The organism is Chromobacterium sp. FG22 (genome assembly GCF_057809415.1).
Map to the genome: position 1 here is coordinate 38,777 of NZ_JBMDJX010000011.1, position 12,663 is coordinate 51,439.

Below are 12,663 nucleotides of genomic sequence, written 5' to 3' on the forward strand. Positions count from 1 at the left end.
CAAAATGGCAAAAGAAAAGTTTGAGCGGACTAAACCGCACGTAAACGTAGGCACCATCGGTCACGTGGACCATGGTAAAACCACTCTGACCGCTGCTATCACCACCATTCTGTCCAAGAAGTTCGGCGGCGAAGCCAAAGACTACTCCCAGATCGACAGCGCGCCGGAAGAGAAGGCTCGTGGTATTACCATTAATACCGCTCACGTAGAATACGAAACCGAGTCCCGCCACTACGCTCACGTAGACTGCCCGGGTCACGCCGACTACGTTAAGAACATGATTACCGGTGCTGCCCAGATGGACGGCGCTATCCTGGTGTGCTCGGCCGCTGACGGTCCGATGCCGCAAACCCGCGAACACATCCTGCTGTCCCGTCAGGTTGGCGTTCCGTACATCATCGTGTTCCTGAACAAGGCCGACCTGGTGGACGACGCTGAGCTGCTGGAACTGGTTGAAATGGAAGTTCGCGATCTGCTGTCTTCCTACGACTTCCCGGGCGACGACACCCCGGTGGTGATCGGCTCCGCTCGTCTGGCGCTGGAAGGCGACCAGTCCGAATACGGCGAACCGGCCATCTTCAAGCTGGCTGCTGCTCTGGATTCCTACATCCCGACTCCGGAACGCGCCATCGACAAGCCGTTCCTGCTGCCGATCGAAGACGTGTTCTCGATCTCCGGCCGCGGCACCGTGGTGACCGGTCGCGTGGAGCGCGGCATTGTTAAAGTCGGCGAAGAGCTGGAAATCGTGGGCCTGAAGGCTACCGCGAAGACCACTTGCACCGGCGTGGAAATGTTCCGCAAGCTGCTGGACCAAGGTCAGGCAGGCGACAACGTTGGCGTGCTGCTGCGCGGCACCAAGCGTGAAGATGTTGAGCGTGGCCAGGTACTGGCTAAGCCGGGCAGCATCACCCCGCACACCAAGTTCGGCGCTTCGGTATACGTACTGAGCAAAGACGAAGGTGGTCGTCACACCCCGTTCTTCGCGAACTACCGTCCGCAGTTCTACTTCCGCACCACCGACGTAACGGGCGCCGTTACCCTGTCGGAAGGCGTGGAAATGGTAATGCCGGGCGACAACGTGGAAATCACTGTTGAGCTGATCGCCCCGATCGCCATGGAAGAAGGTCTGCGTTTCGCCATCCGTGAAGGCGGTCGTACCGTCGGCGCCGGCGTTGTTGCCAAGATCATCGCTTAAGGATCGGAGAATCTAATGTCTAGCCAGAAAATCCGCATCCGCCTGAAGGCTTTCGATTACAACCTGATCGATCGCTCCGCTCAGGAAATCGTTGAAACCGCCAAGCGCACCGGCGCCGTTGTTAAAGGCCCGGTTCCGCTGCCGACCAAGATCGAGCGTTTCAACGTGCTGCGTTCCCCGCACGTGAACAAGACTTCCCGCGATCAGCTGGAAATCCGCACTCACCTGCGTCTGATGGACATCGTGGATCCGACCGACAAGACCGTCGATGCTTTGATGAAGCTCGACCTGCCGGCCGGTGTGGATGTGGAAATCAAGCTGCAGTAATCGCTTAAGTTCAAGGGTTTGCGAGCTAAGTTCTTGCGATTCTTGAATTTTCTGTGATACATTAGCGGACTCGCCATTTTGGCGAGTCCGTTTTTGTTTTTTCTGTCGTGTTTTTTATGCCGGTCAATCGTAATCGGCGCCTGAAAAAGGAAATAAACATGAGTTTAGGTCTTGTCGGTCGCAAAGTCGGCATGACCCGCATTTTTGCCGAAGATGGCGCAACCATCCCGGTAACTGTGCTGGACATGTCCGCTAACCGCGTCACGCAAATCAAAACTGCTGAAACCGACGGCTACAATGCCGTGCAGGTTACCTATGGCTCCAAAAAGGCCAGCCGTGTTGTTAAGGCTGCCGCGGGCCACTTCGCCAAGGCTGGCGTTGAAGCAGGTCTGGGTCTGGTCGAGTTTCCGCTGACCGCCTCCGATCTGTCCAACTTCAAGCCGGGCGATGCCATCGCTGTTGAGATCTTCACCGTTGGTCAACTGGTTGATGTAACCGGTACCTCCAAAGGTAAAGGCTTCTCCGGCGTGATCAAGCGTCACAACTTCTCTTCCAACCGTGCTTCCCATGGTAACTCGCGTTCGCATAACACGCCGGGTTCCATCGGTCAGGCGCAAGATCCGGGCCGCGTTTTCCCGGGTAAGCGCATGGCGGGCCAATACGGTAACGTCAAGAGCACCGTGCAGTGCCTGGAAATCGTTCGTGTCGATGCCGAGCGTCAACTGATTCTGGTTAAAGGTGCTGTTCCTGGCGCCAAGAACGGTGACGTTGTCGTTCGTCCTAGCGTGAAGGCAGGTGCGTGATGGAATTGAATGTAATCAATACCCAAGGCAAGGCTGTTGGCAGCCTGCAAGTGTCCGACTCTTTGTTCGGCCGCGAGTACAACGAAGCCCTGGTGCACCAGGTTGTTACCGCATTCCTGGCGAATGCTCGTAGCGCCAACCGCGCCCAGCTGACCCGTGCTGAAGTGAAGCACTCGACCAAGAAGCCTTTCCGTCAGAAAGGTACTGGTAACGCTCGTGCCGGTATGACTTCCACCCCGAACCGTCGTGGTGGTGGCCGTGCCTTCCCGAACAAGCCGGACGAGAACTTCACCCAGAAAGTTAACCGCAAGATGTTCCGTGCAGGCATGGCCGCGATTCTGTCGCAGCTGGTTCGCGACGAACGCCTGATCGTGGTTGACGAACTGAACGTTGAAAGCCCGAAGACCAAAGAATTCGTTGGCGCCGTTCAGCCCATGGGCCTGGAGCAGGCTTTGTTCATCACTAGCGAGCTGAGCGAAAACCTCTATCTCTCTTCGCGTAACCTGACTAACGTGCTGGTTATCGAAGCGGTTCAAGCTGACCCGTACAGCCTGTTGCGCTTCAAGAAGACCGTGATCACTCGCGATGCTGTGAAGCAACTTGAGGAGCAGTGGGCATGAACCAAGAACGTCTGTTGCAAGTAATTCTTGCTCCCATCGTTTCCGAAAAGAGCACCATGATTGCTGAGAAGAACCAGCAAATGGCGTTCCGCGTTGCTAAAGATGCGACCAAGCCGGAAATCAAGGCTGCTGTTGAAATGCTGTTCAATGTAAAAGTTGAAGGTGTTTCCACTGTCAATGTCAAGGGCAAGGTTAAGCGCTTTGGCCGTTCCATCGGTCGTCGCAGTGACTGGAAAAAGGCCTACGTTAGCCTGGTGGAAGGTCAAGAAATTGATCTGACCGCTACCCCGGCCGCAGCGGAGTAAGGAGATAGAGCATGCCTATCGTTAAGGTAAAACCGACTTCCGCGGGCCGCCGTGCCGTTGTCAAGGTAGTAAACCCTGACCTGCACAAAGGTGCTCCGCACGCCGCCCTGTTGGAAAAGAAATCTTCCACCGGTGGCCGTAATCACAATGGTCACATCACCACGCGTCATCGTGGCGGTGGCCATAAGAAGCACTACCGCATCATCGACTTCCGTCGCAACAAGGATGGCATCCCGGCTAAAGTGGAACGCATCGAATACGATCCGAACCGCACCGCCCACATCGCCCTCCTGTGCTACGCCGATGGCGAGCGTCGCTACATCATCGCCCCGCGCGGTGTGAAGGCCGGCGCCGAGCTGTTGTCCGGCGCGGAAGCTCCGATCAAGGCCGGTAACGCTCTGCCGATCCGCAACATCCCGGTGGGTACCACTATCCACTGCGTGGAAATGCAGCCTGGCAAGGGCGCCCAGATGGTTCGTTCCGCTGGTGCATCCGCAATGCTGCTGGCTCGCGAAGGCGCTTACGCTCAACTGCGTCTGCGCTCGGGCGAAATCCGCCTGGTGCATGTTGATTGCCGTGCAACTATTGGTGAAGTGGGTAACGAAGAGCACTCCCTGCGCAAGCTGGGCAAGGCTGGTGCTACCCGCTGGCGTGGTATCCGTCCGACCGTACGTGGCGTTGCCATGAACCCGGTTGACCACCCGCATGGTGGTGGTGAAGGCCGCACTGGTGAAGGCCGTGTGCCGGTTAGCCCGTGGGGTACTCCGACTAAGGGCTTCCGTACCCGCCGCAACAAGCGTACCGACAATATGATCGTACGCCGTCGCTATTCCAAAAAAGGGTAATTGACAATGGCACGTTCGCAGAAAAAAGGCCCGTTCGTTGATCTGCATCTGCTGAAAAAAGTAGATGCGGTGCGGGCAACCAGCGACAAGCGTCCGATCAAGACTTGGTCGCGTCGTTCGACCATCCTGCCGGATTTCATTGGTCTGACCATCGCTGTGCACAACGGTCGCACCCATGTGCCTGTTTATGTTTCCGAAAACATGGTCGGCCATAAACTGGGCGAATTCTCGCTGACTCGTACCTTCAAAGGCCACGCGGCCGATAAGAAGGCGAAGAAGAGATAAGGTGAAGCGATGAGAGTATCTGCAAATCTGAAAAGCGTTCGCCTGTCGGCACAAAAATGCCGCCTGGTGGCCGATCTGATCCGCGGCAAGTCCGTTGATCAGGCTCTGAATATCTTGGCCTTCTCCCCGAAGAAGGGCGCGGTAATCATCAAGAAAGTGCTGGAATCTGCCATCGCTAACGCCGAGCACAACGAAGGCGCCGACATTGACACCCTGCGTGTTACCGGCATCTTTGTTGACAAAGGCGCTAGTCTGAAGCGTTTCACTGCCCGTGCTAAGGGTCGTGGCAATCGCATCGAAAAGCAGACCTGCCACATCTCGTTGACCGTTGGCAATTAAGGGGTAAGAAATGGGTCAGAAGATTCATCCGACGGGATTCCGTCTTGCCGTTAACAAAAACTGGTCTTCCAAGTGGTTCGCGAATTCGCAGAACTTCCCGGAAATGCTGAAGCAGGATATCGAAGTTCGCGAATTCCTGAAAAAGCGTCTGGGTCACGCTTCGGTTGGCCGTGTGACCATCGAGCGCCCGGCTAAGTCCGCCCGCATCACCATCCATAGCGCCCGTCCGGGTGTTGTGATCGGTAAAAAAGGCGAAGACATCGAGCTGCTCAAGCAAGAACTGCAAAAGCGCCTGGGCGTTCCTGTGCATGTGAACATCGAAGAAGTTCGCAAGCCGGAACTGGACGCTCAAATCATCGCCGACGGCATCGCTTCCCAGCTGGAGAAGCGCGTGATGTTCCGTCGCGCCATGAAACGCGCTATGCAAAACGCAATGCGCATGGGCGCTCAAGGCATCAAGATCATGAGCTCCGGCCGTCTGAACGGTATCGACATCGCTCGTAGCGAATGGTACCGCGAAGGCCGCGTGCCGCTGCATACCCTGCGCGCAGACGTAGACTACGCAACCTCCGAAGCCAAGACCACCTACGGGATCATCGGCATCAAGGTATGGGTATACAAGGGCGAGCTCAAGCCGGGTCAAGTTCAGCCGGCTCCGGTAGCGACCGAGAAGAAATCGAGAAAGGGTGCTCGAAATGCTGCAGCCAACTAGACTCAAGTACCGTAAACAGCATAAAGGCCGCAACACGGGTATCGCTACTCGTGGCAACAAAGTGAGCTTTGGTGATTTCGGTCTGAAGGCGGTTGGTCGTGGTCGTCTGACCGCGCGCCAGATCGAAGCTGCGCGTCGCGCGATGACCCGTCACATCAAACGTGGCGGCCGCATCTGGATCCGCATCTTCCCGGACAAGCCGATCACCTCCAAGCCTGCTGAAGTTCGTATGGGCGGGGGTAAAGGCTCTCCGGAGTACTACGTGGCCGAAATCCAGCCTGGCAAGATGCTGTATGAAATGGATGGTGTTTCCGAGGAACTCGCTCGCGAAGCTTTCCGTCTGGCCGCAGCCAAGTTGCCGATCGCCACTGTGTTTGTAACTAGACAGGTAGGTCAGTAATGAAAGCGTCCGAACTGAAAGCCAAAACTGTTGACGAGCTGAAGGCGGAACTGCTTAGCCTCTTGAAGGCCCAGTTTGCTCTGCGTATGCAGCACGCCACTCAGCAACTCGCCAAGACCTCTGAACTGAAGAAAGTACGTCGCGACATCGCTCGCGTGCGCACCGTTCTGAAAGAAAAGGCAGTTTAAGATGAGCGAAACCAAAGTGGTACGTACGCTGACCGGTACCGTAGTCAGCGACAAGATGGATAAGACCGTGACCGTACTGGTCGAGCGCAAAGTAAAGCACCCGATCTACGGCAAAATTATCCGTCGTTCTAAGAAGTTCCACGCGCACGACGAGAACAACGAGTTCAAGGCCGGCGATATCGTTGTTATCAGCGAGTCCCGTCCGCTCTCGAAGACCAAGACGTGGGTGGTAACTGCCCTGGTAGAGAAATCCCGCCAGGTGTAAAGACTTGCAGGGGGCGAAAGCTCCCTGTATAATGGCCATCTTCCTACTCCTATCGAGTAGGAGTTCCGCCCTTACGGGGTCCAAAACTGGCCGTTGGATACGCCACAGTTTCTGTGGCGTTTCGTCTGTTTGGTCTTGCTCTTATGCGAGAAACCGGCAGGTGAGAGTGACGGATAAAGTTGGATTAGAAAGGTAATCATCACATGATCCAAATGCAGACCATGCTTGAGGTCGCTGACAATACAGGTGCGCGTCACGTTATGTGCATCAAGGTATTGGGCGGTTCCAAGCGTCGCTATGCAAGCGTAGGCGACATCATCAAGGTGACCATCAAGGATGCTGCTCCGCGCGGACGCGTCAAAAAAGGCGACGTTTACAACGCGGTTGTGGTTCGCACTGCCAAAGGCGTGCGTCGTCCGGATGGCTCGTTGATCAAGTTCGACGGCAATGCCGCCGTCCTGCTCAACAACAAGCTTGAGCCTATCGGCACTCGTATCTTCGGGCCTGTTACGCGTGAACTGCGTACCGAGCGCTTCATGAAGATCGTTTCGCTGGCTCCTGAAGTACTGTAAGGAGATCGCATGCGCAAAATTCGCAAGGGTGATGAAGTCGTAGTAATCACCGGCAAAGACAAAGGTAAGCGCGGCACCGTTCTGCGCGTTCTGGACGAGAAACTGGTTGTTGAAGGCGTGAATGTCGCCAAGAAACACCAGAAGCCGAATCCGGTGCGTGGCGTGGCCGGCGGCATCGTTGAAAAGACCATGCCTGTTGACGCATCGAACGTCGCCATTTTCAATCCGGCAAGCCAAAAGGCTGACCGCGTAGGCTTCAAGGTTCTTGAAGACGGCCGCAAGGTACGCGTGTTCAAGTCCAACGGCGAAGTCATTGGCGCGTAAGGAACAAAACATGGCACGTCTCTACGATTTCTACAAAGACACCGTAGTGCCTGAACTGATGAAACAGTTCGGCTACAAGTCGATCATGCAAGTCCCGCGCATTGAGAAGATCACTGTGAACATGGGTGTGGGCGAAGCTGTTGCCGATAAAAAGGTAATGGATTTCGCCGTGGGCGACCTGGAAAAGATCGCCGGCCAGAAGCCGGTTGTCACCACCGCTCGCAAATCCATCGCAGGCTTCAAGATTCGCGATCACTACCCGGTAGGTTGCAAGGTAACTCTGCGTCGCGAACGCATGTATGAGTTCCTGGACCGCCTGGTGACGATCGCGCTGCCGCGCGTTCGCGACTTCCGTGGTGTTTCCGCCAAGTCTTTCGACGGCCGCGGCAACTACAACATGGGCGTTAAAGAACAGATCATCTTCCCGGAAATCGAGTACGACAAGATCGATGCTCTGCGTGGTATGAACATTACTGTTACCACCACCGCGAAGACTGACGAAGAGGCCCGCGCTTTGCTGGCCGCGTTCAAGTTCCCGTTCAAGGGTTAAGCACATGGCAAAACTTGCACTGATTCAGCGCGAAGAGAAGCGTGTCAAGCTGGCTGCAAAATTTGCTGCCAAGCGCGAAGCCCTTATCGCGACTATCAACAATCAAAGCCTCTCGGAAGAAGAGCGCTTTGCAGCTCGCCTGCAACTGCAGCAGCTGCCGCGCAATGCTTCCCCGGTTCGCCAGCGTCGTCGCTGCGCCATCACCGGTCGTCCGCGTGGCGTATTCCGCAAATTCGGTCTGGGTCGTAACAAACTCCGTGAAATCGCTCTGAAGGGCGAGATTCCGGGGGTTGTGAAGGCCAGCTGGTAATAGGAGACACATAAATGAGCATGCACGATCCTATTTCCGATATGTTGACCCGCATCCGCAACGGCCAAATGGCTTCCAAGGTGGCAGTTTCCATGCCGTCTTCCAAGCTGAAAATTGCGCTGGCGCAGGTGTTGAAAGAAGAAGGCTACATCGAAGACTTCGCCGTTGCCGGCGAAGAGAAGAAGCCTGTTCTCGATATCCAGCTCAAGTACTATGCTGGCCGTCCGGTGATTGAGCGCATTGACCGCGTCTCCCGCCCTGGCCTGCGTGTGTACAAGGGCTCCACCGAAATCCCGAAAGTCATGAATGGCTTGGGCGTGGCTATCCTGTCCACCTCCAAAGGCGTTATGACTGATCGCAAAGCGCGCGCGGCCGGCATCGGCGGCGAGTTGCTGTGCGTCGTGGCTTAAGGGGGTCAAATGTCTCGCGTAGCTAAGAATCCCGTAGTCATCCCGGCTGGCGTCGAAGTGAAGTTCGGCGCTGCAGAAGTGACTGTTAAGGGCGCCCTGGGCTCCCTGAGCACCGCTCTGTGCGAAGAGGTAGATGTCAAGCTGGACAACGGCCAACTGACATTCGCCGCCAAGAACGACAGCAAATTCGCTCGTGCCATGTCCGGCACCCTGCGCGCGCTGCTGAACAATATGGTGACCGGCGTGTCCAAAGGCTTCGAGAAGAAGCTGCAGCTGGTAGGCGTGGGCTATCGTGCCCAGGCTCAAGGCGACACCCTGAACCTGTCTCTGGGTTTCTCCCACCCGGTGGCTCATCAAATGCCTGAAGGCGTTAAAGCTGAGACCCCGAGTCAGACCGAGATCCTGATCAAAGGCGCTGACAAACAGCGCGTTGGCCAGGTGGCTGCCGAAATCCGCGCATACCGCGCTCCTGAGCCGTACAAAGGCAAGGGCGTTCGTTACGCTGATGAGGTTGTGGTTCTGAAAGAAACCAAGAAGAAGTAACTGAGGCACTGATATGGACAAGAAACAAGCTCGACTCCGCCGCGCACGTAAAACCCGTGCCCGGATCGCGGAGCTCAAGATGGTGCGTCTCACTGTGTATCGCACCAATAGCCACATTTATGCCCAGATCGTTGATGAGACCGGCAGCAAAGTACTGGCCAGCGCTTCTTCGCTGGAAGCCGACGTGCGCGCTGATCTCAAAAATGGCGGCAACGTGGCAACTGCAGCCGTGATCGGCAAGCGCATTGCTGAAAAAGCAAAAGCTGCTGGCATCGAGAAAGTTGCTTTCGACCGCTCTGGTTTCAAATACCACGGTCGTATGAAAGCGCTGGCTGACGCCGCTCGCGAACACGGTCTCGTATTCTAATTCGGAGTGAAGAATGGCTAAACACGAAACGGAAGATCGTGGCGACGGTCTGGTCGAGAAAATGATCAGCGTCAACCGCGTCACCAAAGTGGTTAAAGGCGGCCGTATCATGGCTTTCTCCGCCTTGACCGTGGTTGGTGATGGCGATGGCGGAATCGGCATGGGTAAGGGCCGTTCCAAGGAAGTTCCGGTTGCCGTACAAAAGGCAATGGAACAAGCTCGCCACAACATGGTTAAGGTTCCGTTGAAAAACGGCACTTTCCACCACACTGTGGTTGGCAAGCACGGCGCTACTACTGTATTCATCCAGCCCGCTAAAGAAGGTACCGGTGTGAAAGCCGGCGGCCCGATGCGCGCTATCTTTGATGCTATGGGTGTTCATAACGTCTCGGCGAAAATTCATGGTTCCACCAACCCGTACAACGTGGTGCGTGCAACTCTGGATGGTCTGAGCAACATCAACACCCCGGCGCAAATCGCCTCCAAGCGTGGCCTGAGCGTCGAGGACATCCTGGGGGTGAGCCATGAGTAACGCCAAGACTGTAAAGGTCACTCTGGTAAAGAGCCTGATCGGTCGCCTGGAGTCTCACAAGGCTTGCGCCCGTGGTCTGGGTCTGAAGAAGATTCGCCAGACTGTTGAAGTGCTCGATACCCCTGAAAACCGTGGCATGATCAACAAGATCAGCTACTTGTTGAAATTCGAGGGCTAAGAGATGCTGCTGAACACTGTACAGCCGGGTGCCGGCGCCAAGCATGCCAAGCGCCGTGTAGGCCGTGGCATCGGCAGCGGCCTGGGCAAGACTTGTGGCCGCGGTCACAAAGGTCAGAAGAGCCGTGCAGGTGGTTTCCACAAGGTTGGTTTCGAAGGCGGTCAAATGCCGCTGCAACGTCGTCTGCCGAAGCGCGGCTTCAAGTCGCTGAACGCAGGCAAGGTTGCCGAGATTCGCCTGTCCGAACTGAACCTGCTGCCGGTTGATGAAATCGACCTGCTCTCTCTCAAGCAAGCTGGTCTGGCTTCCATCCAGGTGACTTCCGCCAAGGTGGTGCTGTCCGGCAAGATTGAGCGCGCAGTAAAACTGCGCGGCGTTGGCGTAACTGCCGGCGCTCGCGCCGCCATCGAAGCTGCCGGCGGCAGCGTAGAATAAGGCAATAATCTGTGGCGAATACTTCTCTAGTGGCAAATGCCAATAAGTTTGGTGATCTCAAGCGTCGAATCTGGTTCCTGATTGGTGCCCTGATCGTTTATCGCATCGGTGCCCACATTCCGGTTCCGGGTATCAACCCTGCCGAGCTAGCGAAGTTGTTCCACTCATCGCAGACGGGCCTGCTCGACATGTTCAACATGTTCTCGGGCGGCGCCCTCTCGAGGTTTACGGTGTTTGCCATCGGCATCATGCCGTACATCTCCGCCTCCATCATTCTTCAGCTTGCCTCCGAGGTTCTTCCGAGCCTCAAGCAGCTGAAGAAGGAGGGCGATGCGGGACGTCGTAAGATAACCCAGTACACACGTTACGCCACCGTTTTGCTCGCGACTTTCCAAAGTTTCGGCATTGCGGTGATGCTGTACAAGCAGCCTAACCTGGTGGTGACTCCGCAGTGGGAGTTCTACCTGACGACAGTCGTATCGCTGGTAACCGGCACCATGTTCCTCATGTGGCTGGGCGAGCAGATCACCGAGCGCGGAATTGGCAACGGTATTTCGTTGATCATCTGCGCGGGTATCGCCGCAGGCGTTCCGGCTGCGATCGGCAAGACCTTGACTCTGACCAGTCAGGGTTCTTTGCCCATCCTGTTTGCCGTCGTGTTGTTTGTCGGAGTGATCGTAGTGACTTATGTGGTGGTGTACGCCGAGCGCGGCCAACGCAAAGTCCTGGTGAACTACGCCAAGCGGCAGGTGGGCAATCGCGTCATGCAGGGCCAGAGCACGCATCTGCCGCTCAAGCTCAACATGGCGGGGGTGATTCCGCCGATTTTCGCGTCCAGCATCATCCTGTTCCCGGCCACCGTTCTCGGTTGGTTCGGCCAGGGCGAGCACATGGGCTGGTTGAAGGGCATTGCAGACAAACTGCATCCCGGTCAGCCGATCTACGTGCTGCTGTATGCGGCGGCCATCGTCTTCTTCTGCTATTTCTACACGGCGTTGGTATTCAACCCGAAGGAAACGGCTGACAACTTGAAGAAGAGCGGTGCCTTCATCCCGGGTATTCGTCCAGGTGAGCAGACTTCCCGGTACATCGAGAAGATCATTCTGCGGCTGACGCTGATTGGTGCGATCTACATCACACTGGTCTGCTTGCTGCCGGAATTCCTGATCTTGAAGTGGAACGTACCGTTCTACTTTGGCGGCACCTCGCTGCTGATCATCGTGGTGGTTACCATGGATTTCATGGCGCAGGTACAGTCTTACGTGCTGTCGCATCAGTACGAGAGCTTGCTGAAGAAGGCCAACTTCAAAGGCAACGCGCTCACGCGCTGACAACTTGAGCTCACGCTGGGTTATTGGCTAAGGAAGACACCATCCAGATGCAGTGCGAAATTCCGAAGTTCGCTTCGGAGTTTTGCTTGTGAATGGACACGTGGTAACCGGGCACTTCAGACGGGATGCGATTGCGAAGGCATTCGCATCCAATCTGACGGCGGTTTGGGGCGAGGGGAATCCCCCCGCGGTCCTGCCTGTCCCGGATAGTGTTCCGTGCGAAATAACGCACTTGCTCTTTTAGAGGATTGAAAGGAACTGACATGCGAGTACAGCCTTCGGTAAAGAAGATTTGCCGCAACTGCAAAATCATTCGTCGCAATCGCGTAGTTCGCGTGATTTGCACGGATCCGCGTCACAAGCAAAAACAAGGCTAACATTTGTTAGACCTGGATTTGCGTGTTACAATCGCAAACTTTTCAAGGTCTTAAGGCTTAAGGAAAGAGTATGGCCCGTATTGCAGGGGTAAACATCCCCAATCATGCGCATGCCGTTATCGGCCTGCAGGCAATTTTTGGCATCGGTCAGACTCGCGCCCAGCAGATTTGTGCTGCTGCCAGCGTGAACCCTTCCACGAAAGTGAAGGATCTGACGGACGCCGAGATGGAAACTCTGCGTGACGAAGTCGCCAAGTTCACCGTTGAAGGTGATCTGCGCCGCGAAGTCACCATGAGCATCAAGCGTCTGATGGACATGGGCTGCTATCGCGGCTTCCGCCATCGTCGTGGCCTGCCGTGCCGCGGTCAGCGCACTCGCACTAACGCTCGTACCCGCAAGGGACCGCGTAAGGCGATCGCCGGCAAGAAGTAATCAATAGGAACAACAGA

25 protein-coding genes are annotated in these 12,663 nt (G+C 56.0%); all 25 read left to right on the forward strand.

Annotated features, from left to right (window positions below):
- The first annotated feature begins 4 nt into the window (after positions 1-4).
- Positions 5-1,195, forward strand: coding sequence for an elongation factor Tu (tuf, locus tag ACODSD_RS12595; RefSeq protein ID WP_081574305.1), 1,191 nt, complete (start codon positions 5-7; stop codon positions 1,193-1,195).
- Between the two features lie 15 nt (positions 1,196-1,210).
- Positions 1,211-1,522 (forward strand): 30S ribosomal protein S10, encoded by a 312-nt coding sequence (gene rpsJ / locus ACODSD_RS12600; protein WP_011137734.1) that lies wholly within the window; start codon positions 1,211-1,213, stop codon positions 1,520-1,522.
- Positions 1,523-1,680: 158 nt separating this feature from the next.
- Positions 1,681-2,325: a 50S ribosomal protein L3 gene (gene rplC / locus ACODSD_RS12605; protein ID WP_107797928.1), complete on the forward strand. Its 645-nt coding sequence runs from the start codon at positions 1,681-1,683 to the stop codon at positions 2,323-2,325.
- Positions 2,325-2,945, forward strand: a complete 621-nt coding sequence (rplD, locus tag ACODSD_RS12610; RefSeq protein ID WP_048413700.1) for a 50S ribosomal protein L4 — start codon at positions 2,325-2,327, stop codon at positions 2,943-2,945. Before rplC ends, rplD begins: the two co-directional genes overlap by 1 nt.
- The gene (gene rplW / locus ACODSD_RS12615; RefSeq protein ID WP_019100830.1) at positions 2,942-3,250 is read left to right on the forward strand and encodes a 50S ribosomal protein L23; all 309 of its coding nucleotides are present in this window, start codon (positions 2,942-2,944) and stop codon (positions 3,248-3,250) included. The genes rplD and rplW overlap by 4 nt, the downstream gene beginning before the upstream one ends.
- A gap of 11 nt (positions 3,251-3,261) precedes the next feature.
- The gene (gene rplB / locus ACODSD_RS12620) at positions 3,262-4,095 is read left to right on the forward strand and encodes a 50S ribosomal protein L2 (RefSeq protein ID WP_231464410.1); all 834 of its coding nucleotides are present in this window, start codon (positions 3,262-3,264) and stop codon (positions 4,093-4,095) included.
- A gap of 6 nt (positions 4,096-4,101) precedes the next feature.
- Complete coding sequence (gene rpsS / locus ACODSD_RS12625; RefSeq protein ID WP_019099947.1) at positions 4,102-4,380, forward strand: 30S ribosomal protein S19; 279 nt, start codon at positions 4,102-4,104, stop codon at positions 4,378-4,380.
- Positions 4,381-4,389: 9 nt separating this feature from the next.
- The gene (rplV, locus tag ACODSD_RS12630; RefSeq protein ID WP_019099946.1) at positions 4,390-4,719 is read left to right on the forward strand and encodes a 50S ribosomal protein L22; all 330 of its coding nucleotides are present in this window, start codon (positions 4,390-4,392) and stop codon (positions 4,717-4,719) included.
- A 10-nt stretch (positions 4,720-4,729) separates the two neighbouring features.
- Positions 4,730-5,431 (forward strand): 30S ribosomal protein S3, encoded by a 702-nt coding sequence (gene rpsC, locus ACODSD_RS12635; RefSeq protein ID WP_043594108.1) that lies wholly within the window; start codon positions 4,730-4,732, stop codon positions 5,429-5,431.
- Complete coding sequence (gene rplP / locus ACODSD_RS12640) at positions 5,415-5,831, forward strand: 50S ribosomal protein L16 (protein WP_019101458.1); 417 nt, start codon at positions 5,415-5,417, stop codon at positions 5,829-5,831. Before rpsC ends, rplP begins: the two co-directional genes overlap by 17 nt.
- Positions 5,831-6,019 (forward strand): 50S ribosomal protein L29, encoded by a 189-nt coding sequence (rpmC, locus tag ACODSD_RS12645; protein ID WP_011137725.1) that lies wholly within the window; start codon positions 5,831-5,833, stop codon positions 6,017-6,019. The genes rplP and rpmC overlap by 1 nt, the downstream gene beginning before the upstream one ends.
- A gap of 1 nt (position 6,020) precedes the next feature.
- Positions 6,021-6,284, forward strand: a complete 264-nt coding sequence (gene rpsQ, locus ACODSD_RS12650) for a 30S ribosomal protein S17 (protein ID WP_043594104.1) — start codon at positions 6,021-6,023, stop codon at positions 6,282-6,284.
- Positions 6,285-6,487: 203 nt separating this feature from the next.
- Positions 6,488-6,856: a 50S ribosomal protein L14 gene (gene rplN / locus ACODSD_RS12655; RefSeq protein WP_019104491.1), complete on the forward strand. Its 369-nt coding sequence runs from the start codon at positions 6,488-6,490 to the stop codon at positions 6,854-6,856.
- A 9-nt stretch (positions 6,857-6,865) separates the two neighbouring features.
- Positions 6,866-7,180, forward strand: a complete 315-nt coding sequence (rplX, locus tag ACODSD_RS12660) for a 50S ribosomal protein L24 (RefSeq protein WP_048413703.1) — start codon at positions 6,866-6,868, stop codon at positions 7,178-7,180.
- 10 nt (positions 7,181-7,190) lie between these two features.
- Entirely contained in the window at positions 7,191-7,730 is a 540-nt protein-coding gene (gene rplE, locus ACODSD_RS12665; protein ID WP_019104493.1) for a 50S ribosomal protein L5, read from the forward strand.
- A 4-nt stretch (positions 7,731-7,734) separates the two neighbouring features.
- Positions 7,735-8,040, forward strand: a complete 306-nt coding sequence (gene rpsN / locus ACODSD_RS12670) for a 30S ribosomal protein S14 (RefSeq protein WP_081546296.1) — start codon at positions 7,735-7,737, stop codon at positions 8,038-8,040.
- 14 nt (positions 8,041-8,054) lie between these two features.
- Positions 8,055-8,450 carry a 30S ribosomal protein S8 gene (rpsH, locus tag ACODSD_RS12675; RefSeq protein ID WP_019104495.1) on the forward strand — a complete coding sequence of 132 codons (396 nt, stop codon included), beginning with the start codon at positions 8,055-8,057 and terminating at the stop codon, positions 8,448-8,450.
- Positions 8,451-8,459: 9 nt separating this feature from the next.
- Positions 8,460-8,993 carry a 50S ribosomal protein L6 gene (rplF, locus tag ACODSD_RS12680; protein ID WP_019104496.1) on the forward strand — a complete coding sequence of 178 codons (534 nt, stop codon included), beginning with the start codon at positions 8,460-8,462 and terminating at the stop codon, positions 8,991-8,993.
- A 13-nt stretch (positions 8,994-9,006) separates the two neighbouring features.
- Entirely contained in the window at positions 9,007-9,360 is a 354-nt protein-coding gene (gene rplR / locus ACODSD_RS12685) for a 50S ribosomal protein L18 (protein WP_048411919.1), read from the forward strand.
- A gap of 13 nt (positions 9,361-9,373) precedes the next feature.
- Positions 9,374-9,892 (forward strand): 30S ribosomal protein S5, encoded by a 519-nt coding sequence (gene rpsE, locus ACODSD_RS12690; protein WP_043594101.1) that lies wholly within the window; start codon positions 9,374-9,376, stop codon positions 9,890-9,892.
- Complete coding sequence (gene rpmD / locus ACODSD_RS12695) at positions 9,885-10,070, forward strand: 50S ribosomal protein L30 (protein WP_011137715.1); 186 nt, start codon at positions 9,885-9,887, stop codon at positions 10,068-10,070. Before rpsE ends, rpmD begins: the two co-directional genes overlap by 8 nt.
- Before the next feature lie 3 nt (positions 10,071-10,073).
- Entirely contained in the window at positions 10,074-10,505 is a 432-nt protein-coding gene (gene rplO / locus ACODSD_RS12700; RefSeq protein WP_048413704.1) for a 50S ribosomal protein L15, read from the forward strand.
- An 11-nt stretch (positions 10,506-10,516) separates the two neighbouring features.
- Entirely contained in the window at positions 10,517-11,836 is a 1,320-nt protein-coding gene (gene secY / locus ACODSD_RS12705; RefSeq protein ID WP_039755684.1) for a preprotein translocase subunit SecY, read from the forward strand.
- Between the two features lie 263 nt (positions 11,837-12,099).
- Positions 12,100-12,213, forward strand: a complete 114-nt coding sequence (gene rpmJ, locus ACODSD_RS12710) for a 50S ribosomal protein L36 (protein ID WP_011137711.1) — start codon at positions 12,100-12,102, stop codon at positions 12,211-12,213.
- A 70-nt stretch (positions 12,214-12,283) separates the two neighbouring features.
- A complete protein-coding gene (gene rpsM, locus ACODSD_RS12715; protein ID WP_048411917.1) occupies positions 12,284-12,646 on the forward strand; it encodes a 30S ribosomal protein S13 in 363 nt (120 codons plus the stop codon).
- The last annotated feature ends 17 nt before the right edge of the window (positions 12,647-12,663 follow it).